This window comes from Streptosporangium roseum DSM 43021, assembly GCF_000024865.1.
GTDB lineage: Bacteria > Actinomycetota > Actinomycetes > Streptosporangiales > Streptosporangiaceae > Streptosporangium > Streptosporangium roseum.
The window spans coordinates 2565524-2585707 of sequence record NC_013595.1 but is presented as its reverse complement, the minus strand read 5'-3'; the positions used below and the strand labels follow the sequence as shown (position 1 = coordinate 2585707).

Below are 20184 nucleotides of genomic sequence, written 5' to 3'. Positions count from 1 at the left end.
GATGAGCTGACTGTCAGGGCCAATCCGGGCTCACCGCGTAGTTGCAGATCTTGCCGGCGAGACCTCGCTGCCAGGCGACCGGAAGTCTCCCCTCGGCTCCTTCCAGCCACCACGAGTCCCACGTCACCTCCGCCGACCCGGGGCCCATCCAGGTTCTGTAGGTGAAGCCGACCGGCTGGGGCTCGTGTGGCACCGCCGCGCAGTCGGTGATGACGATGCGCGTCTCCAGGGTCTTCATGTCACCGCTTTCCACAGTGACCAGGGAATGCTCCTTTTTCGCCCCGTCGGCGGGGAGCAGGAGGAGACCCGGTATCTCTGCTGAGATACCGGTGAGGACGAAGGGGGCCAGCCCCTCGTTTTCAAGCTCGATATGCAAGCTGGCGGACAGGACGCCATTCTCGTCCACCTCGGTTCGGGAGAGGAAATCGTCGACCTCCCAGCGGATATGCGGAGTTATCGCCCCTGACCACCACAGAAACGCAGCGATAACCACCAGCGAAAGGCAGCTGGACACCACGACCGATAACAGCGATCGCGCATGCTGGACACGCCACGTGGCGACACCGAATTGCTGCCATATATCGCCCGAAGTCACGATGTAGAACCATATATGGTGTCACTTCGTGACGATACCCCCGATGATCTTCTGGGTAGCCGCCGTGGTCATCATGCTGGCAGCGGCCATACCGGTCACGGGCGAGCGGCTCACCAGGTTCGCCACCCTGACCGACCTTTCCGTCACAGCGGCCAACGCCCGCCAGGTCATCGACCACTTCGCCGGCCTGCGCCGGTGGCGGCTGATCATCCTCACCGTCGCCGTCCCCCTGGCCTGCTTCACCGATGACCCGTTCTATCTGGTGCTGGGCTGGTGTGCCGTTTCTGTCTTCCGCGACGTACGGCTGCCGGCCCCGGCGTCGCGTGCTCACGACGGCGCGCGGATCTACCGAGGGGCATGGCTGCTCGGTTTGGGCGGTGCTGTGGTGGCAGGCGTCCATCTGCTGACGGACCAGGGGGCCACTCCGGCACGCGTGGCCCATGCCGCCATCGTGATCGTCGTGGCGGCGGCCGTACCGCTTGCCGCTCGGAACCTGACCGCCCGGCCGGCGCCCGAAGCATCGGATGACACGGCCTGGGCCGAGCCGGCCATCCGCCAATGGTCGACACGGACCCTCTACCTCTCGGGAACCGCGATCGTGCTGTCGGGCGCACTGCTCACTCCCGGGCAGCCACCACAGCGCGAACTGCCCGAATACTCGATGCCCAAGTCGTTCCCGGAGCGCATGGCCGTGTTCACGACGGTGAACAAATACAAGAGGCCCACCTGTCCGTGGTTCGACCAGATAGACGACCCCTGCCGGTCATGGCTGGTGAACGGGGAGCCGTTCCCGCAGGCCGCGCCGTACGTCATCAGGAAAGGCGGAGCACCCCAGCGGGCGCCGTTCGCGCGCAGCCCCGACAAGAAGGCCGTCATCTACCTGGACAGACGCGATCGCCGCATGGTGTACCAAGACACCGAGGGCATCCATCACCTCACCGGCCGCCTGGCTGACACCGAAGTGCCCACGCCCGCGTTCGCCGGCCAGAACAGGTATGTCGTCCTGTCCAAGGACGGTACGCAGATCACCGACACCACGACCTGGACCACGGTGTCGATCCCGGGCGTTCGACAGGTCCACGACCTCAACGAGAGCGGGATCGTGGCCACGACGGCCTTTCAGGTGCTCGTGCTCGACCACCGGGGAAAGACACGGATGAGCCTCCCCCTCAGGAAGATCAAGGATGCGCCCGAGGACACCTACCACCTCCGGCCGGACGGAAGGCGCCTGGTGGTCATCCGAGGCCATGAGATGCGTGTCGAGACCTTCGCCCCGGAGACCGGCAGGCGTGTGTCCAGCGTCGTTCCCGTGTTTCCCGGCGACGACTTCCTCGACCTCGGCCTCGGCTGGTCGGAGCAGGGCCCCTTCCTGGTCCGCGGCTACACGAGCGAACGTGTCTACTACCTCGACCTGGCGACGGGCAAGCTCCGGAGACGTGAGAAGTGAACCACAGGCGGAGACGCCGGTCATGATGCCGTTGAGGCAGCCGAGGCCCTCGTCGTCGCCGTAGCTCTCGCGAAGTGGCTGAGAGGTACGCCTCGGATCCTCCGTACGGTGATTGCGAGACGACGGCCGGACGATTGCGCGTCACTGCATGTGCGCTCCTCGTCAAGGAACACTACAGGCTCTGGTAAAGACTCCAGTGATCAGCCGCAACCATACTGAGCAGGTCGGATCCACCGAACGGGTTTGACGCCGTAAATTTCCAAAGGCTTCTCAGCATAGGGGCAGGAAATGAAAAGAAACCTCAAGCGATGGAGCGCCCTCGGCGCCGCGGCCGTCTCTCTGGCAGGGGCCATGGTCGTCGCGGGCGGGGCCACCTCGGCGCACGCGGACACCCGGTGCACCTGGGGCTGGATCTGGATCAACGACAGCGCCGGCGGAGACCCCAAGACGCAGGCCCGCGGCCACTCCCACGACACCGGCAACCACTACGTCCGCGACTACGGATGGGACGCGGTTTCGGGGCGGTACCTCTGGAACTGGTGGGCCGACAACGACGGCGGGTCGGATGGCGACACGGCGGACACCTATTTCGGCTCGCGCTGGTGCGGTAGCGCCCCGTGGTAGTGGCACTCACGAACGAGTGAGACCCCGGTCCGTGAAGGCCTCCCCGGCTACGCGGGGAGGCGTCGAGGAAAACGCCGGCGCCTCTTCCGTCGCGGACCGTCGTGGACCGCGGGCACGGGCCGTGTAAAAGCGCCGGCCCGTCGGCCAGGAAGAGCGCCTTGGCAAGACACGTCGTGGCCTTCCCGGCCTTCCGGGAAGGCCATTGCCTTTCCCGGGAAGTTGCCGTTCCCGTTCGAAAGGCGTTTCACCCTCGAAAAACCCCGATGCTTGAACTATTCCTCCGGCCCCCGGACGATTTCGGCGCCATGACGCTCCATTCGCGCCATAGCCGCCCATCACCACATCTCCGTTCGTTACCTGCACCTGCTCTTCCAGCGGCCGGAGACCACCCTGATGGCGTGGATTCGGCAGCGCAGGCCGGAGAACTGCCGCGCGGACCTCGCCGACCCCCGTTTGCGAGCGCACTCCATACAGGACATCGCAGCCCGATGGGAGTTCACGCACGCCACGGACTTCAGCCGCTCCTTTCGCCGGGCGTACGGGATGTCCCCCAAGGACCACCGCCACTCCGTGCTGGACTCCCCGTGATCCCCGACCGCCGGGTGCCGGATCTCTGAAGCCCTCGGCGACGTCTGACGATCTTCCTGAAACTCCGGCACGTATCCGGCGCAGCGAGCCGCAGACAACCGGCGCCGACCGTAGACAGCCGGACACGGAAAAAGGCGCCCCCGACCGCGAACACGCAGGTCGAGGGCGCTTTTCGGGTGGTGACGAGAGGTAGGGCGGGCGGGACTCGAACCCGCGACCCAGGGATTATGAGTCCCCTGCTCTAACCGGCTGAGCTACCGCCCCTCGTGCGCATGCCGTACTGCCGCATTCAACCAAAGGTCGGCCCTGTTCGCACATCCACCGGGCGGTACGCGTTCAAGATGTGACCTTCGACGGCGGAACCGGTGTTCCGCCGACTCGCTAATCTACGGGGGGACGCTGTTGAGGAGTGTTGGATCATGCGCGTTATTGAAGCTTTTCGTGAGTCGTTCGGCGTGGAGCCCGAGGGGGTGTGGCACGCTCCGGGGCGGGTCAACCTCATCGGCGAGCACACCGACTACAACGACGGGTTCGTGCTGCCGTTCGCGGTGCCGTGGGGAGTCACCGCGGCGGTCGCGCCGCGCGAGGACGACGTCGTCCGGCTGCGGTCGCTCCAGGCGGGCGAGCCGCAGACCGTCGAGACCCTCGGCCGGGCCGAGGGCTGGGCGCGCTACGCCGTCGGCGTGTTCTGGGCGCTCCGCGAGGCGGGCCACCCGGTCAGGGGCGCGGATCTGGTGATCGACGGAGACGTGCCGCAGGGGGCAGGGCTGTCGTCGAGCGCGGCGCTGGAGGTGGTGGTCGGGACCGCGCTCAACGACCTGTACGGCCTGGGCCTCACCAAGATGGAGATCGCCCTCGCCGCGCAGCGGGCCGAGAACGACTTCGTGGGCATGCCGTGCGGGATCATGGACCAGGCCGCCTCGGCCCTCGGGGAGGAGGGGAAGGCCCTGTTCATGGACTGCCGGAGCCTCGGCACCAGGACCATCCCGTTCGATCTGGCCCAGCACGGCCTCCAACTGCTGATCATCAACACCGGGGTCCACCACGAGCTCGCCGACGGGCAGTACGCCCGGCGCCGTCAGGACTGCGAGAACGCCGCCAAGCACCTGGGAGTGGACGCGCTGCGCGACGTCACCGACCTGGCGGGCGCCCTCGGCAGGCTCAGCGGCGACGAGCGCAGGCGCACCCAGCACGTGGTGACCGAGAACCACCGGGTCGAGGCGTTGATCGGACTGCTGCGGGCCGGAGCCGTGCGGGAGATCGGGGCCCTGCTGAACGCCTCCCACCTGTCGCTGCGCGACCAGTACGAGGTGTCCTGCGCCGAGCTGGACGTGGCCGTGGAGTCGGCGGTCCGGGGCGGGGCCAGGGGGGCGCGGATGACCGGTGGCGGGTTCGGCGGGTCGGCGATCGCGCTGGTGGCCGACGACCGGGTGGAGGCCGTACGGGAGTCGGTGACCCGGGCGTACGGCGAGCGCGGCTGGGCGGCGCCGGAGATCTACCCCGCCACTCCGGCAGCCGGGGCCCGCCGGCTCCGCTGATCCCTGCCGGGCGCCTTCCCGCCTCACCCCGTCGGACCGGACCAGCGCCGGCCTCGACCCGGCAGACCCGGCGCCCTCCCGCCTCTCCCCGTCGGACCGGGCGTCCCCGACCTCGCCCCGTCCGGCCTGGCACCCTCCCTCCGGCCCGTCGGACCGGGCCTCCGCCTGCCTCGACCTGACCCGACCCGCCCGGCCCGGCCGGTCAGGTCCCGGCCGGCACCAGTTTGGGGACCGCGCCGAGCAACTCCCGGGTGTAGTCGTGTTTGGGGATGAAGAACACCTCGTCCACGTGCCCCTCCTCCACGACCCGGCCTTTACGCATGACCAGCACCCGGTCGCTGATGTGGTGCACCACCCCGAGGTCGTGGGAGATGAAGAGCAGCGCGGTCCCGTCGGCCGCCTGGATCTCCGCGAGCAGGTCGAGCACCTGGGCCTGGATCGACACGTCCAGCGCGGAGACCGGCTCGTCGCAGACGAGCACGTCGGGCCGGGGGGCGAGGGCCCTGGCGATGGCCACCCGCTGGCGCTGCCCGCCGGAGAGCCGCCGGGGGTGGCGTCCGGCGATGTCGGCCGGCAGGCCCACCCGCTCCAGCAACTCGGCCACCCGGGTCCTCCTGTCCCTGGAGGACCCGCCGAGAGGCTCGGCGACCAGGCGGCCGACGGTGTAGCGGGGGTCGAAGGAGTCGAGCGGGTTCTGGGAGATCACCTGGATGCCGGCGCGATGGGGGCGGCGCCTGCGCTCGGCGATCCCGGACCAGGGGGCGCCGTTCAGCCGCACCTCCCCGGAGATGGGCGCCAGCAGGCCCAGGACGAGCCGGGCGACGGTCGTCTTGCCCGAGCCCGACTCCCCCACGATGCCGACGGTCTCACCGGGATAGACCTCGAAGGAGACGTCGTCCACCACCCGGCGGGAGCCGTACGCGGCGGACAGGCCCGAGACCTGCACGACCGGCGAGCTGTGATCCACGCGCCGCTCGGGCAGCGGGGTGCGCAGCGAGACGCCGCCGGCGGCGACGGCCGACAGGCGGGTGCCGCGCGAGGCGGCCGAGGGTACGGCGGCCAGCAGCAGCTTCGTGTAGTCGTGTCCGGGCTCGGACAGCACTCGGTCGGTCGGCCCCTCCTCGACGACCACGCCGTCCTTCATGACCAGGACCCGGTCGGCGATGGAGGAGACCACCGCCAGGTCGTGGCTGATCATGAGCAGTGCGGTGCCCGCGGCCTTGCGGGCGGCGAGCAGGCGCAGGATCTGGGCCTGCACGGTGACGTCGAGCGCGGTGGTCGGCTCGTCGGCGATGATCAGCGGCGGGTCGGCGGCGATGGCCGAGGCGATGAGGGCGCGCTGGCGCAGCCCCCCGGAGAGCTGGTGGGCGTACTGCCGGGCGCGCACCCCCGGCTCCGGCACCCCGACCGCGTCGAGCAGCTCGATCACCTTCGTCCCGCGGTTCGCGCGGGGTACCACGTCATGGGTGGACAGCACCTCGGCGATCTCGTCGCCGACCGTGCGGAGCGGGTCGAGTGAGACGAGCGCGTCCTGCAGCACCAGTCCGGCGAACCGGCCGCGCAGCCGCCGCCAGTCCCGCGCCCCGAACCGGAGCGCGTCCTTGCCCTTCACGGTGAATCTCGTGGCCGTCACCGTCGCGCCGGGACCGGTCAGCCCGACCAGGGTCCTGGCCGTGACGCTCTTGCCCGAGCCCGACTCGCCGACGATCGCCACGCACTCGCCCGCCTCGATCGACAGGCTCACCCCCCGCACGGCCTCCACGCCGGACCTCGGGAAGGCGACCCGCAGATCCTCGACCTCGATGAGGCCCATCAGTTTCTCCCTTCGAAACGGCGCTGGAGCCGGCGCCCGACCAGGGTCAGGCTGATGACGGTCAGTGAGACGGCGAGCCCGGGGAAGAGCGCCGTCCACCAGGCGACGCGCAGGTAGTTGCGGGCCTCCGACAGCATCGAGCCCCACTCGGGGCTCGGCGGCTGGGGGCCCATGCCGAGGAAGCTGAGCCCCGAGGTGGCGATGATGGCGGTGCCCATGCCGATCGTGGCGAGCACCGGGAGCGGGCCGAGGACGTTGGGCAGCACGTGGCGCAGGACCAGGACCGGCCTGCGCAGACCGAAGGTGACGGCCTGCTCGACGTAGCCGGACCGGCGGACGACGAAGGTCTGGGCCCGGATCACGCGGGCGTAGTTGGGGACCTGGGCCATGCCGATCGCGAGGATGACGTTCCCGGTGCCGGGACCGGTGATCGCGATGACCAGCAGGGCGAGCAGCAGCTCGGGGAAGGTGGCCAGCACGTCGAACAGGCGGCTGAGCAGCTCGTCGAGGTATCGGGGGGACAGCCCGGCCAGCATGCCCAGGACGGTGCCGACCCCGGCGGCGAAGAGGATCGCGGCCGCGCCGATGCCCAGCGAGTGCCCGGCTCCGTGGACGACCCGGGACAGCACGTCCCGGCCGAGGTGGTCGGTGCCGAACCAGTGCTCGGCGCCCGGCCCCGAGAGCGCGTGCAACGGGTCGGCGGCCAGCGGGTCCACCCCGCTCAGCAGAGCCGGGGCCAGGGCTGCGACTGCGGCGAGGGCCAGGAACAGCAGCGGGGCGAGCAGCCAGGGACGCACGCCGTACCGGCGCCCGGCCGGGATGGGGGCGGCCGTGACCGGCGGCGCCTGCGTGACCGCCGTCATCGGCCCCTCCTCGGATGGGAAGCGGCCGCCGCCGACCGGAAAACGACCCGCGTCATCGGCCCCTCCTTCGATGGGAAGCGGCCGCCGTCGGCCGGAAAGTGACCTTCCTCATCGGCTCCTCCTCCGGGACCCGCGGCATCGGCGCCTCCTCGGTGACCCTTCTCATCGGCTTCTCCTCAGGCGGGGGTCGATCGCGAGGTAGGCGAGGTCGACGACCGTGCTGACCGTCACGTAGATCAGGGCCGACAGCAGGACGACCGCCATCACCACGGGCATGTCCTTGCCGGTCACCGCCGAGACGGTGACCTGGCCCAGCCCGGGGCGGCCGAACACGGCCTCGACGACGATCGCGCCGCCGAGCAGGACGCCGGTGAACCAGCCGGTGAGGGTGACGGCCGGGAGCAGGGCGTGCCGCAGGGCGTGCCGGGTGACGAGGCGCCACTCGGTGATGCCGCGCGAGCGCGCGGTCACCGCGAACGGCTCCTCCAGCGCCCGCTCCAGGCCTTCGCGCAGCACCTGGCCGAGCACCCCGGCGATCTGCAGCCCCAGCGCGACGGCGGGCAGCACCAGCGAGACGAAGCCCCGGTCGCCGGAGACCGGGAACCAGCCGAGGGTGAAGGAGAAGACGACGAGCAGCAGGATCCCGAGCATGAACGGCGGCACCGAGACCGCCACCAGCTCCGACAGACCGGCCAGGCCGCTGAGCCAGGACCTGCGGCCCGCGGTGACCAGCGCCAGCACCAGTGCCAGCGCCACTCCGAAGGCCGCCGCGGTGAGCGCGAGCCGTACGGTCGGGCCGATCTGGGAGGACAGGATCTCGCCGACGCCGCGCTGCAGGATGTAGGAGTGGCCGAGATCGCCGTGGAGCAGCCGGGTCAGGTAGTCGCCGTACTGCTGCAGGGCCGAGCGGTCCAGCCCCCATTCGGCGATGATCTGCGCCCGCCGCTCGGGGGTGTCGAGACCGTCGCCGATGAGGACGTCGACGGTGTCGCCCGGCACGAGCAGCAGCGCGACGTAGGCCGCGGTGGCGGCGGCCCAGAGCACGGCGACGCCGGCTCCGAGCCGCCGGGCCACCGGGCCGAGCCACCCGGCGGCGGCCAGCCCCCGCCGCCGGGTGAGTGTGAGGGTGCTCATGTCCCTGTCCGGATGTCATAAGCACTGTTGGGGGTGCCGGAGACCGGCTCGAAGGTGATCCCGGTGACGTCGGCGCTGTGGGCGATCTGGTCGGCGGGCACGTAGAGCGGGAGCAGCAGGGCCTCGTCGGCGACGAGCTTCTGCACCTTGGCGTAGAGCTCCTTGCGCTCGGCGACGTCGGAGCTGGCCGACGCCTCGGCGAGCAGCTTGTCCAGCTCGGCGCTCTCGAAGTGGGTGCGGTTGATCGCGGCCCCCTTCGGCAGGATCAGGTTGAGCGCGGCTCCGGCGTCGGTGTCGCCGCGCGAGTTCTCGAAGACGTCGAACTGGTTGTCGTCGTAGGCCTTCTGCGCGGTGCCCTGGTCGACCAGCTTGACCTGGAAGTCGATGCCGGCGCTCTGCTTGACCGCCGCCTGGATCGCCTGGGCGAGGACGTCGCGGCGGTCCCGGACGAACGGGGCGGAGTTCACGGCCCGCACGATCAGCCGCTTGCCGTCCTTGACCCGGAAACCCTCGCTGTCGCGCTTGTCCCAGCCCGCGTCGTCGAGCAGCTTGTTGGCCCGCTGCGGGTTGTTGCCGAAGGTCTTCTCCAGCGAGGCGTCGTAGAACTGCGGGCTGCCCTGGCCGATGATGCTCCAGGCCCGCTTCGCCGTGCCCTGGTAGACCGAGTTGAGGACCGCGTCCACGTCGACGGCGTCCCGGAAGGCCTCGCGCACCCGCTTGTCGTCGAACGGCGCGTGCGACTGGTTGAAGTAGTAGGAGAACGCGCTGCCGGAGTTGAGGTTGGTCTCCAGCTTCAGCTGGGGGTCGCCCTTGATCAGGCCGATCTCCGTGGCGGGCACGCCCTCGATCACCTGGACCTGGCCCGAGGTGAGCGCGCCGACCCGGACCGCCGCCTCGGGCAGGAAGCGGTAGGTCACCTCCGACAGGTGCGCCGGGCCTTGGTGGGCCGAGCCCGCGGGCGGCCAGTTGTAGGCCGGGTTGCGCTTGTAGTGGACCTCCTGGCCCGGGGTGAACCGGTCGAGGATGAACGGCCCGGTGCCGACGAGGTCGGTCCCGCCGGCCTTGAGGTCCTTGGCGTTCTTCAGCGACTTCGGGGAGACCTGGCCGGCGTAGGGGGAGGACAGGAAGTCCAGGAACAGGCCGTCCGGCGCCTTCAGCGTGATCTTGAGGGTGTGCGTGTCCGCCACCTCGGCCTTGCCGAAGTTGCGGAGCTGGATGGCGGCCACCGCCGGGTTGTAGCCCGGCACGACGAACTGGTCGAGGTTGGCCTTCACCGACGCGGCGTCGAACTTCTCGCCGTCGTGGAAGGTGACGTCGTCGCGGAGCCGGAAGGTGTAGGTCAGGCCGTCCTCGGAGACCTCCCAGGACGTGGCCAGCCACGGCAGGAACTCGCCGTTCCTCCCCCGGGCGATCAACGCGTCGAACTGGTTGTGCACCAGCAGCCGGGCCTTGTTCTGGCCCCACAGTTGCGGGTTGAACGTGATGGGCTGCGTCTCCACCGCCCACACCAGCGACCCGCCGCCGCCATCGCCGGCCGCGGCTGCGGGGGCCTCCGTCTCGGCTCCGCACGCCGTGAGCGCCAGCACTCCGGCCAGTGTCAGGGCGCCCCATCGCAGCTTCACGTGCTTCTCCTTGAACAACTTGAACGACTCGAACGATCTGAGTGACTTGCGCGCCATCAGGCGACGTGCCTGATCTGGGTGGCGGTGGCCTCGGACAGCACGATCCGGGCCAGCGCGTCGGCGTGCCGGAAGAGCGGGGCGTTGAGTCCGGGCCGGGCGAATCCGCCGGTGGCCCGGCCGCCGACGACCCAGGGGCCGAAGGCGAATCTGCGGGAGTGGGGGGTGTCCGACCGGTCCAGCAGGCGGCGGTCGGCCGGCCGTACCTTCAGCAGGCCGGACTCCTCGTCGATCTCGCCCCGGTCGCGGAGCGCGGAGATCAGCGGGTCGGTGGCCCGGCTCACGCTGGGCGCGGGCAGCCGGGCCTCGATCAGGGTCCTGGCCGCCACCCCGCCGGGGACGGTGGGGCTCTGCGCCCACCACTGCCGGTCGCGGTGCTCCACCTTCAGATCCGCGCCGAGGAAGGTGACCACACCCGCCTTGGCGAGCGCCCGCAGCTCCTCCAGCCGGGGGCCGGGCGGGCCGCTGGCGATGTAGCTGAAGAACCCGTTGAACCACGGGTCGGACAGGCCCAGCTCGGCGAGGACGCCGTAGACGGACAGCAGCCCGAGGATCATGGCGTGGTCGGCACTGTGCGCGGGGTCGGAGCGGCGCTCCAGGTCCGCTCCCAGGTAGCCGAGCATCCACCTGCGCAGTCCCGCCGGGTCGCCGAACCGCATCCGCTCCAGCGGCCGGTCCAGCCGGTCGAAGTCCAGCCGGTCCAGATGCCGGGGTACGGCCTTGCGGATCAGCGCCCGCATCCCGGCGTCGCGCCACTCCTCGGCCGCGTACGCCTCCTCGAACTCCTCCCAGCTCATCCGGGCGCGCTTCGGGTGGGCGGTGATCAGCTCGTGGTAGTAGGCGAAGCCCAGCTCCTTGGCGACCAGCGGCCACACGTCCCTGCGGAAGTTCCACGGCCCCTCGCCCAGCGCCTGCGCGGTGAGGAAGCGCGGCACCGGCGGGCGGGCGCCCCGGAACGGGTATCCGGTCTTCGAGTGGTACGGCACGCCGCGGCGCGACCCCACCTGGAGCAGCGGCTCCCGGCCGCTGGGCAGGTAGACGAGCTCCCCGTCGTACTCGCGGACGAACCGGCCGCCCCGGCCCGAGGTGAGCAGCACCATCAGGTCGACGAAGGCCAGCCCCATGCCCCGCACGATCACCGGCTCGCCGCCGGGCACCTGGTCCAGGTCGAGGTCGGCGGCGTAGCCGGTGGGCAGGTAGCGCAGGCCGCTGCCGGCGGCCACGTCCGCCAGGGCCTGCTCCTGCCCCGTCGGGGTCACGTCGCCGTGTCCCTGCGCCAGGATCACCGTGTCGACCTCGATCGTCCGGCCGTCCCCCAGCGTCACCGCCTGCCCGCCGGGGACGTCGGCCAGGTCCAGCGCGCGGGTGGCGTGGACGTGCACCCGGACGCCGCGCGGAGCGGTGTTCACCGCGCGCCAGAAGACGTCGGACAGGTAGGCGCTCTGAACCGGCCGGGAGGCGAACCGGCCGGGGTCGCAGCCGAGCCACTCGGCCAGCGAGGGGCCGGGGCGGATGGGGCCCTGGCACTGGACCGACTCGTCGGTGAACAGCGTCACGTCGGCGGCGGTGGAGTTCATCCAGAGCAGTCCGGACTGCTCCCTGCGCCAGACCCGCCCGCCGCCCGGCGGGTAGGGGTCGATCACGTGGATGTCCAGCGACGGCCAGGGGAGCAGGTCGGCCGCGTTGGCGCAGATCCGCTCCACCAGGCAGGTGCCGGTCGGCCCGGCGCCGACGACGGCGATGGAGGCACTCATGCGATCTCCTCGCCCGGCGGCGCGGGGGTGGTCCCGCGCCGATCGACTGGCTGTCTCATACGGCGGCTCTGCGGTGTGACTCGTCCCAGTCGGCGTGGAGCGGCTGGACCGGGATCCGCCAGGGGTCGGTCTCGGCGGCGGCCGGAGCGGTGAGCACGGCGAAGTCGGTGTTCTCACGGAAGGCGGGATGCTGGTAGAGGTCCCTGGCGTAGGCCCACAGGTTCGGGAAGGAGGTCAGCGGGCGCTCGCTGATCCTGGCGGCCGGATTGTCGTTCACGTCGAAGCGGAGCAGCGTCGGCCAGAGCCTCACGTCGGCCTCGGTGATCCCCGAGCCGAACAGGAACCTGCGGTCGGCGAGCCGGGCGTCGAGCTCCTCCAGGAAGGAGATCACCGCCTGCCGGGCCTCGTGGTAGTCCGCCTCGGTGGTGGCCGACGCGACGCGGCCCGCCGCCGTGTTGGCGTACTCGTAGATCCTGGCGTTGAGCGCGTCGATCTCCGGCCGGAGCTCCTCGGGGTAGAGGTCGGCGTCCGGGTCGCCGCCGAACCGGGTGCCGAGGTCGATCGTGATGTCGGGGAAGTTGTTGCTGACGATCCGCCCGGTCGTCCTGTCCCACAGCACCGGCACCGAGACGTGCCCGTCGAAGCCCGGCTCGGTCGCCTCGTAGGCCTCGCGGAGCGTGGTGAACCCGTTCACCGGGTCGGCTCCGCGCCGCTCGCGGAAGGCCCAGCCGCGCCCGTCGCGCTCGTCGTCGACGTAGGAGAGCGAGACCACGTCCTGCAGCCCCTTGAGGGAGCGCACGATCGCCACGCGCTGCGCGTAGGGACAGACCGCCGCGACGTAGAGGTGGTAGCGGCCGGATTCGGCCGGGAAGTCGCCGGTGCCGTCGGCGATCCGCCCCTGGAAGGGGTAGCGGGGGCCGGGCCGGTCGCCCGGCCGGTAGCGGCCGTAGGTGTCGAGGTCGGCGGGGCCGGCGTAGTTCAGTGTGATCTCGGACATGTGCTGCTCCCAGGCATGTCTCGGTGACCCGGTGAAGGGGTCCGCGCTTGCGGCACGCCCACCGTGCCGCCAGGTCTCCCCCGGGGGCACCCCGCCGCGGTGCGAGGGTTGCCGGTCAGCTAGCCGGGGCTTTGCACTGACACTCTTAACCTAGTTAGAAGGTAGGAAATACATAGATCTATGTCAACCCTTATGGTCGAGGGATGTCACACGAGATCGTGAATGTGGTCTACCGCAAGTACGACGGCTCCCTGCACTGGCATCACCAGGCCCTGCTCCTCGGCGAGGACGAGCACGGTGTCTGGACCGGCTGCCTGGCCGGCAGCAGCGGCAGGAGGGGTCACGAGCCCCCGGTCGCCTGGTCCCACGCGTTCGTGATGCTCTTCCCCCGCGACGCCTGGTGGACGGCCAGCTTCAACGCCGCGCCGAACAAGACGGAGATCTACTGCGACATCTCGACCGTGCCCGAGTGGCGCGACGGCGAGGTGACCATGGTCGACCTCGACCTCGACGTGATCCGCATGCGCGACGGCCGGATCTTCCTGGACGACGAGGACGAGTTCGAGGAGCACCTGCTCCGCTACGCCTATCCTCCCGACGTCATCGCGAACGCCCGCGCCTCGGCCGCCCGGCTCATGGAGGCCGTCGCCGCCGACGCGGCCCCCTTCGCGGGCGCCCCCCACTGGCTGTCCCACGTGACCTGACCCGCCCCGGCCCCGGCGGTCAGGCGGGGCCCTCTACAGGGGTGGGAACCCGGGGGCGCGGCGCTCGACGAAGCTGGCCACCCCCTCGGCGAAGTCGGGGCGGCGGAAGGACTCGGCCATCAGGCGCACGGCGGCGGACTCCGACGCCTCCAGCGTCCGGTCCCAGTCGCCCCAGACCTGACGCTTGATCACGGCCATCGACGCCGGCGAGCTGTGCGTCGCCAGCTCGCGGGCGTAGGCCTGAACCTCCTCCAGCAGGTTCTCGCCGGGCACCGACCGGTTGACCAGGCCCAGCTCGCAGGCCTCGGCCCCGGTGAACGTCCGGCCGGACAGCAGCAGGTCCATGGCCCTGGCCTGGCCGATGAGCCGGGGCAGGATCCACGACAGGCCGTATTCGGCGATCAGGCCGCGGCGGGCGAAGGCGGTCGTCCACTTGGCCTCGTCCGCGGTGAAGACCAGGTCGCAGACCAGGGCGTGGACCATGCCGAGCCCGGCGCAGGCGCCGTTGACGGCCGCGATGACCGGCTTGCCGATGGTGGCAGGGAAGGTGGTGGGCCGCCTGTCCGGCTCCCCCTCGTAGGAACCGTCCTGGATGGCGTTGAGGGTCTGGAAGTCCGCCCCGGCGCAGAAACCCCTCCCCGCCCCGGTCACGACGATCACCCGGACCTCCGGGTCCTTCTCCGCCTCTGCGAGCTGGTCGAAGTATCGCCGCCCCATCGCGTCGGTCCAGGCGTTGAGCCGTTCCGGCCGGTTGAACGTCAGCGTCAGCACACCCTGCTCGACCGACGACAGCACCAGATCCAACATCGCGCCCTCCTTGCCCGCCCCCATACCGAATCATGTTCTGCATCTTCTCCGCAACGCCTCTTGCCAAGAAGGAGGTGCCAAATTACGGTCAAGACCGTAATTTGGCACCATCTGGAGGTAGCCCGTGCGATCTCGGCTGGCGGCGCTCGTCACCGCCTTTCTCCTCATCCCCCTCGCCGTCCCCCTCTCCGCCGCTCCGGCGCAGGCCGTACGGCAGGCGCCCCCGTCCGGCTGCGGTCTGCAGGCCCTGGGCACGCTGCCTCTCACCGGCGCCACGACCGCCGGCACCGCGCTCGACGCCGATCACCCCGACGGGCCGCGCGTCTACTCGGTGACCTCCAGCGCCTCCGGCCCCGCGCAGCTCGGCATCAGGGACGCCCACGACGGCCGGCTCATCGCCGAGCGCCCGCTCCCCGGCGCCCTGGGGTCATGGGCCGTGACCGTGGCCCCCGACCATTCGGTGTACGTCGGGACCTACCCCCTGAGCCCCGCCCAGGCCCGCTTCTACCGCTACCGGCCGGACACCGACCAGGTGACCGACCTCGGTGTCCCGATCGCGGGCGAGACCTTCGTCTGGACGGTGGCCGTGACCCCCGACGGCTCCGCCGTCTACGGCGGCACCTCCCCCTCGGGCAAGGTGTTCCGCTACGACACCGCCAGCGGCGCCGTCACCGACCTGGGTGCCCCGGTGCCCGGCGAGCAGTACATCCGCGACCTGGCGATCGGCGACGACGGCACGGTCTACGCGGGCGTCGGCGCGGGGAGCATGAAGGTGGCGGTGCTGGCCCCGGACGGCACGACGAGGAAGATCATCGATCCGCCGATCCAGGGCAAGGGCTACGCCTACGACCTCGACCTGGCCGGCCGCTACCTCCTGGTCCGCTACGGCACCACCACCTCGACCAACCCCATGGGCGTCTACGACACCGCGCGGGGCGTCTGGAAGGACGTCGTGGACGACGTCGACAGCCTCACCGTGGGCGGCGGACGGCACGGGCAGCAGCTCTACCTGTGGCAGGACGACGAGCTCGCCCGTTACGACCTCAAGTCGGGTGAGCTCGTCAAGCTCGGCTTCACCGAGTTCGGCGGGGGCGCCGCGCGGACGCTCGGCTGGGTCGGTCATACCCTCGTCGGCACCGGCTCCACCGGCCGCATCTGGAACTACGACCGCAAGACCGGCAAGGGGAGCCTGCTGGCCGGCACGCTCACCGGCCAGCCGGTCAGCATCCGGTCCATGACCACCGGCCCCGACGGGCGGATCTACGCGGGCGGTTTCTTCACCGGCGGCCTGGCCGCCTACGACCCCGCGACCGGCCAGACGCAGTCGTGGCCGGACATCGGCCAGAGCGAGGGCCTCGTCACCCACAAGGGCAAGCTGTACCTCGGGGTGTATCCGGGCGCGCGGATCCACGAGTTCGACGGGACCGCCTTCAAGCAGCTGCTCGACCTGCGCGACCAGGAGCAGGACCGGCCGTTCGCCCTGGTCTCGGCGGGTGACTGGCTGGCGTTCGGCACCGTGCCCAGGGCCGGCACGGTCGGCGGGGTGTTCGGGCTGTACGACCCGGCGACGGGCCGCAAGGTGATCAAGCGGAACATCGTGCCGGGCCACAGCATCGTCGGGCTGGCCTACCGCGACGGCGTCGTCTACGGCACGACCTCGGCGTTCGGCGGTGTCGGCGTGCCCCAGGGCGACGCCGCCCACGTGTTCGCCTACGACATCGCCACCGACTCGATCAAGTGGCAGACCGCGCCGGTCCCCGGCGACCTGGCGCTCGGCTCGATCACCTTCGACGACGCGGGCAAGTTGTGGGGGCTGACCCCCGACGCCCTGTTCGAGATGGACCCGGCCACCGGGCAGACCCTGCGGACCGTCAAGCACCAGACCTACGCCTGGCAGAACCAGACCCAGGTCTGGCTGGACACCAACATCGAGTTCCACGCCGGGGCCCTGTGGGGCAAGGTCCAGGGCAAGGTCTACCGGATCGATCGGGCGGCGATGAAGTTCACGCTCATCACCCGCCCGATCTCCAACCTCGTCAAGGGCCCCGACGGGCACCTCTACCTGTCACGCGTCGAGAACTTCTCCACCTACCGGATCTGCGGGTCGTAGCGGTACAGCTGCGGCCCCTCGGCGAAGTAGACGTCCCCTGACCGGTGCACCGCGAGGTGGTGCACCGGTCCTTCGCGCAGTACGGCGTGCCGCCTGCTCCGCGGGTCCAGCGAGAACAGCGAGGATCCCGCGTGCGCGCCGTACAGCGTGCGGTCCCGCTTGCTGAACACGAGCTGGCCGCTCGCGCTCGCACTCGGCGACAGGGTGACGCGGGAGACGACCTTGCGCGCGTGCACGTTGACCGCGAAGACCTCGCCGCCCGCGATGCCCCAGAGCCGGCCGCGGTCGTCGAAGGCCAGCGCGGGGACGGCGGGCTTGCCGGGGACCGGGGTGATCTCCCACAGCAGGCGGTTCTCCCTGACCGACCAGGCGAACAGCCGGGCCTCGGTCTGGGTGGGCGGCGTGGCCGACTGCCCGCTGTGGATCGAGGTGCCGCCGTAGACCACCCCGTCGCGGTAGGCCAGCGAGACGATGCTCTGGTCCTTGACGACGTGCCGCTGCGCCGTGCGGAGCGATCCCTCCCGGGGGTCCCACAGGGCCAGCACGCCACCGAGGTGGCCGAGGTCGGGCATGGTGCCGACGGCCAGGTAGCGGCCGGCCGACACCGTCGCCCTGGGACGGATCTGCTTGTCGGCCGCGAAGTCGAACAGGCGGGCCGGGTTGTCCGCGGGCCCCGGCTCGGGGCTCGGGGAGTACTCGGCGCTGTTCCAGGGCAGCTTCGGGTCGTAGGAGTAGACCCGCGCCTGGGGATAGGCCCCGACGTAGAGCTTGCCGTCGTGCGTGGTCATGTCCTCGCTCTGGGAGAAGGTGTGGAACTCCTCCCGCTCACCCGTCTTCGCGTTCAGGGCGGCGAAGCCGCCGTTGAGGAAGCCGCCGGCGTACATCCGCCCGTCGGGCCCCTCCGACAGGGCGGTGACGTCGATCGGCTCGCCGCGCACCGCCGTCTGGACGAAGGAGCGCGCGCCGGTCTGCGGGTTGTAGCGGAACATCATGCCCCGCCAGAGCAGGCCCACCACGCTCCTGCCCGGGTAGTCGGGCAGGCCCAGCTCGGCCCAGCCGATCCCGCGGGTGTTGGCCACCCGGCCGGTGAAGGGCATCCCGGTGGGGGTGACGGTACGGCTGCGCGGGTCGTAGCGGACCAGCTCGCCCGCCTTGACCATGTAGACACGGCCCTCCTCGTCCGGAGGGGAGACGTCCAGGCCGTGGGCCGCCTCCAGCCTGTCGATCCAGGCCCCGGCCGCGATGTCCCACACGTGCGCCGGGCCCGGGAAGGCGTCGCTGTAGCGCACGTAGAGGTATCCGCCCGCGACGTTGACGTCGTAGGCCCACTTGCCCGCCGGGTCGAGCCCCGGGGGCGTGGGGAGCTGCGTGGACGCGCCGGTCTCGGCGTCCACCTCGAAGACCGCCGCCGGGGCCTCGGTGCCTGCGTAGATCTTGCCGCCCGCCACGGCGACGCTTCGGACGTAGGCGTGCGCCGGGGAGAGCTTTCCGTAGTCGCGGACGCCGTTCACCGGGTCGTAGCCGAACAGCCTCCCGCCGGGCGAGGTGCCGCCGTAGATCCTGGACGCCGAGTCGGCGGCCACCGTCCAGATGAAGTTCTCCGACGCCAGCGGGCGGCCGAGGTCGCGGATCCCACCCTGCTCCGTCCAGCGGTACAGGCGGCCGTCGCCGTAGCTGCCGACGTAGACGGACCCGTCCGGGGCCGCGTCGACCGCCCAGGCTCCGCCCGCGCCGGGCAGGTCGTACCTGGCGACCTCCGCGCCGGTGGCGGGATCGACGGCGTTGAGGTGCGCCGGGCTGCCCGAGGAGACGCCCCAGAGCACGGTCGCGCCGCCCGGTCCCGGCGCGACCGTGCCGCCGATGAGCAGGACGTCCTGGAGCGGCACGCCGAGCGCCTCGATCGCGGCGGGCGCGGCCGAGGCCGATGGAGAGGCCAAAGCAGGTGGGGAGGCGGCGAGCACGGCTGACGCGGCGAGCGCGACAGCCGTGAGCCGCCGGATGCCTTGAATAAGGGTCATGACCGGAAACCTAGAAAGAGCAGTCTTCTACGTCAATAGATGAATTCCGGTGCGGACCGAATTTCATAGATCGCTCGCTTTTCTTCTCCACGGCGCCGGGCGGGCGTTCCGCCCGCCGTCGAGCGGCGGTCCGCGCCTCTACGGCACGCAGCCCGTCCACCCGGACCCGCGCCTCTACGGCACGCGACCCGTCCGCCCGGTCAGCGATCCGCGCCGAGCACCTTGGCCAGGGCCTCGACGACGTCCGAGGCTCCGGCCGCCTCCTCCATCAGCATCGACTGGCGCACCCAGACCACCGTCCGCGAGGCGGCCTCCGCCGCCGGGCAGGGCTCGACCCGTGCGCCCGCCTCCACCAGGGCGGACATCGTCCCCAGTGGCGGGTAGCCGCCGTCCAGCGGCACCCCCTCGGCCGCCATCGCGGCGAGCAGGAACTCCCGGTCGACCGGTGCGTCCACCCGGAGCATGAGCAGGTGCCGGGAGTCCAGGGTGGTCCCCGGGGGCTGCGGCACCACGGTCACCGGCGGCCGGGAGCGATCGGGCTCCGCGGACGAGGACACCGCCGCCCCTCCGGCGCCCGATCCCGCGGACGCCGCCGGCCCCCACGGCACGGACAGCCGCCCGAGCCCGCGCTCCACCGCCTCGCAGAAGGCGTTGCGCCGCGCGATCTCCTCCTCCAGCCGGTCCAGCCAGGGCAGCAGCAGCGCCGCCTGGATCTCGGTCATCCGCAGGTTCCAGCCGACCTCGGGGTGGCCGTACCACTCGCCGCCGAGCCGCCGTCCGAGGTTGCACGTCGACCAGGTGCGGGCGTGAACGCCCTCGTCCCGGCAGACGATGACGCCGCCCTCCCCCGCGGTCATGGCCTTGCTCGCCTGGAAGCTGAACACCCCGGCGTCGCCCAGGCCGCCCACCGGACGGTCCCGGTAGAGGGCTCCGTGCGACTGGGCGCAGTCCTCCACGACCGCCAGGCCGTGCCGTACGGCCACCGCGGTGAGGCCGTCCATGTCGGCGGGACTGCCCGCCAGGTGGACCGGCATGATCGCGGCCGTCCTCGGCGTGACCGCCGCCTCCACGGCGGCCGGGGACAGGTGCAGGTCCACCGGGTCCACGTCGACGATCACCGGGGTCGCGCCGGCGAGGATGACCGAGGTCGCCGAGGCCACGAAGGTGTAGGCCGGGACGATCACCTCGTCCCCCGGTCCCACCCCGAGGCCGCGCAGCGCGGCGAACAGCCCCAGGGTGGCGTTGCCGACCGTCACGCCGTACGGCACGGCGGACCGCGCCGCGAACGCGGCTGCCAGATCGGTGCAGAGCGATCCCTGCGTGGCCCCCCACAGGCCGCTCTCCAGCACCTCGGTGACCAGCTCGCGCTGCCCGGCGGAGAGCGGTGGCGGCCAGGACGGCCACGGCGCCGAGCGGACAGGGGTGCCTCCGTCGATGGCGAGTTTCACGCGAGCGGTCCTCCTATGCGTGGGCGCGATGCCCTGTGAACGGTCCTCGAGAGGGATGCCCTGTG

General features: G+C 71.2%; 16 protein-coding genes, 1 tRNA gene and 1 riboswitch. Of the genes, 6 read left to right on the top strand and 11 right to left on the bottom strand.

Features of this window, described 5'->3' with window-relative positions; genetic code table 11:
- Positions 1–13: 13 nt before the first annotated feature.
- Positions 14–595: a hypothetical protein gene (locus SROS_RS11585; protein ID WP_148269024.1), complete on the bottom strand. Its 582-nt coding sequence runs from the start codon at positions 593–595 to the stop codon at positions 14–16.
- A 43-nt stretch (positions 596–638) separates the two neighbouring features.
- Between SROS_RS11585 and SROS_RS11580 the strand changes: the two genes are divergently transcribed.
- The 3 genes from SROS_RS11580 to SROS_RS11570 all read left to right on the top strand — a co-directional run bounded on the left by SROS_RS11580 (position 639) and on the right by SROS_RS11570 (position 3254).
- Entirely contained in the window at positions 639–2042 is a 1404-nt protein-coding gene (locus SROS_RS11580) for a hypothetical protein (RefSeq protein WP_012889114.1), read from the top strand.
- 288 nt (positions 2043–2330) lie between these two features.
- On the top strand, positions 2331–2666 hold the full coding sequence (locus SROS_RS11575) for a hypothetical protein (RefSeq protein ID WP_012889113.1): 336 nt from the start codon (positions 2331–2333) through the stop codon (positions 2664–2666).
- 315 nt (positions 2667–2981) lie between these two features.
- Positions 2982–3254 (top strand): helix-turn-helix domain-containing protein, encoded by a 273-nt coding sequence (locus tag SROS_RS11570; protein WP_081453088.1) that lies wholly within the window; start codon positions 2982–2984, stop codon positions 3252–3254.
- Positions 3255–3444: 190 nt separating this feature from the next.
- Here SROS_RS11570 and SROS_RS11565 read toward each other — a convergent pair.
- Positions 3445–3518 (bottom strand) — tRNA-Ile (locus SROS_RS11565).
- A 155-nt stretch (positions 3519–3673) separates the two neighbouring features.
- Here SROS_RS11565 and galK point away from each other — a divergent pair.
- Positions 3674–4792: a galactokinase gene (gene galK / locus SROS_RS11560; RefSeq protein ID WP_012889112.1), complete on the top strand. Its 1119-nt coding sequence runs from the start codon at positions 3674–3676 to the stop codon at positions 4790–4792.
- A 202-nt stretch (positions 4793–4994) separates the two neighbouring features.
- Here galK and SROS_RS11555 read toward each other — a convergent pair whose 3' ends face one another.
- From SROS_RS11555 to SROS_RS11530, 6 genes are all read right to left on the bottom strand, one after another.
- Complete coding sequence (locus SROS_RS11555) at positions 4995–6605, bottom strand: dipeptide ABC transporter ATP-binding protein (RefSeq protein WP_012889111.1); 1611 nt, start codon at positions 6603–6605, stop codon at positions 4995–4997.
- Complete coding sequence (locus tag SROS_RS11550; protein WP_012889110.1) at positions 6605–7468, bottom strand: ABC transporter permease; 864 nt, start codon at positions 7466–7468, stop codon at positions 6605–6607. The genes SROS_RS11555 and SROS_RS11550 overlap by 1 nt, the downstream gene beginning before the upstream one ends.
- A 162-nt stretch (positions 7469–7630) precedes the next feature.
- Positions 7631–8602: an ABC transporter permease gene (locus SROS_RS11545; RefSeq protein ID WP_012889108.1), complete on the bottom strand. Its 972-nt coding sequence runs from the start codon at positions 8600–8602 to the stop codon at positions 7631–7633.
- Complete coding sequence (locus tag SROS_RS11540) at positions 8599–10224, bottom strand: ABC transporter substrate-binding protein (protein ID WP_043655321.1); 1626 nt, start codon at positions 10222–10224, stop codon at positions 8599–8601. Before SROS_RS11540 ends, SROS_RS11545 begins: the two co-directional genes overlap by 4 nt.
- Before the next feature lie 56 nt (positions 10225–10280).
- Positions 10281–12035 carry an FAD/NAD(P)-binding protein gene (locus SROS_RS11535; protein ID WP_012889106.1) on the bottom strand — a complete coding sequence of 585 codons (1755 nt, stop codon included), beginning with the start codon at positions 12033–12035 and terminating at the stop codon, positions 10281–10283.
- A gap of 55 nt (positions 12036–12090) precedes the next feature.
- Positions 12091–13032 (bottom strand): glutathione S-transferase C-terminal domain-containing protein, encoded by a 942-nt coding sequence (locus tag SROS_RS11530; protein ID WP_012889105.1) that lies wholly within the window; start codon positions 13030–13032, stop codon positions 12091–12093.
- Between the two features lie 38 nt (positions 13033–13070).
- Positions 13071–13183, bottom strand: a riboswitch (SAM riboswitch).
- A gap of 52 nt (positions 13184–13235) precedes the next feature.
- Between SROS_RS11530 and SROS_RS11525 the strand changes: the two genes are divergently transcribed.
- Positions 13236–13736 (top strand): ribonuclease FAU-1 family protein, encoded by a 501-nt coding sequence (locus SROS_RS11525; RefSeq protein WP_012889104.1) that lies wholly within the window; start codon positions 13236–13238, stop codon positions 13734–13736.
- Between the two features lie 33 nt (positions 13737–13769).
- Here SROS_RS11525 and SROS_RS11520 read toward each other — a convergent pair whose 3' ends face one another.
- Positions 13770–14543 carry an enoyl-CoA hydratase gene (locus tag SROS_RS11520; protein ID WP_012889103.1) on the bottom strand — a complete coding sequence of 258 codons (774 nt, stop codon included), beginning with the start codon at positions 14541–14543 and terminating at the stop codon, positions 13770–13772.
- 124 nt (positions 14544–14667) lie between these two features.
- On the opposite strand from SROS_RS11520, the gene SROS_RS11515 reads away from it, so the two are divergent.
- Entirely contained in the window at positions 14668–16653 is a 1986-nt protein-coding gene (locus SROS_RS11515) for a hypothetical protein (protein ID WP_012889102.1), read from the top strand.
- Here the strand turns inward: SROS_RS11515 and SROS_RS11510 are convergent.
- Positions 16632–18671, bottom strand: a complete 2040-nt coding sequence (locus SROS_RS11510; protein WP_012889101.1) for a PQQ-binding-like beta-propeller repeat protein — start codon at positions 18669–18671, stop codon at positions 16632–16634. The genes SROS_RS11515 and SROS_RS11510 overlap by 22 nt on opposite strands.
- Positions 18672–18871: 200 nt before the next feature.
- Complete coding sequence (locus tag SROS_RS11505) at positions 18872–20119, bottom strand: DegT/DnrJ/EryC1/StrS family aminotransferase (protein WP_012889100.1); 1248 nt, start codon at positions 20117–20119, stop codon at positions 18872–18874.
- Between the last annotated feature and the right edge of the window lie 65 nt (positions 20120–20184).

What these genes read in the sequence shown, in the direction of transcription:
- SROS_RS11580 (WP_012889114.1), top strand. Translation starts at nt 639, where the DNA reads ATGATCTTCTGGGTAGCCGCCGTGGTCATCATGCTGGCAGCGGCCATA.
- SROS_RS11575 (WP_012889113.1), top strand. Translation starts at nt 2,331, where the DNA reads ATGAAAAGAAACCTCAAGCGATGGAGCGCCCTCGGCGCCGCGGCCGTC.
- galK (WP_012889112.1), top strand. Translation starts at nt 3,674, where the DNA reads ATGCGCGTTATTGAAGCTTTTCGTGAGTCGTTCGGCGTGGAGCCCGAG.
- SROS_RS11555 (WP_012889111.1), bottom strand. Translation starts at nt 6,605, where the DNA reads ATGGGCCTCATCGAGGTCGAGGATCTGCGGGTCGCCTTCCCGAGGTCC.
- SROS_RS11550 (WP_012889110.1), bottom strand. Translation starts at nt 7,468, where the DNA reads ATGACGGCGGTCACGCAGGCGCCGCCGGTCACGGCCGCCCCCATCCCG.
- SROS_RS11545 (WP_012889108.1), bottom strand. Translation starts at nt 8,602, where the DNA reads ATGAGCACCCTCACACTCACCCGGCGGCGGGGGCTGGCCGCCGCCGGG.
- SROS_RS11535 (WP_012889106.1), bottom strand. Translation starts at nt 12,035, where the DNA reads ATGAGTGCCTCCATCGCCGTCGTCGGCGCCGGGCCGACCGGCACCTGC.
- SROS_RS11530 (WP_012889105.1), bottom strand. Translation starts at nt 13,032, where the DNA reads ATGTCCGAGATCACACTGAACTACGCCGGCCCCGCCGACCTCGACACC.
- SROS_RS11525 (WP_012889104.1), top strand. Translation starts at nt 13,236, where the DNA reads ATGTCACACGAGATCGTGAATGTGGTCTACCGCAAGTACGACGGCTCC.
- SROS_RS11520 (WP_012889103.1), bottom strand. Translation starts at nt 14,543, where the DNA reads ATGTTGGATCTGGTGCTGTCGTCGGTCGAGCAGGGTGTGCTGACGCTG.
- SROS_RS11510 (WP_012889101.1), bottom strand. Translation starts at nt 18,671, where the DNA reads ATGACCCTTATTCAAGGCATCCGGCGGCTCACGGCTGTCGCGCTCGCC.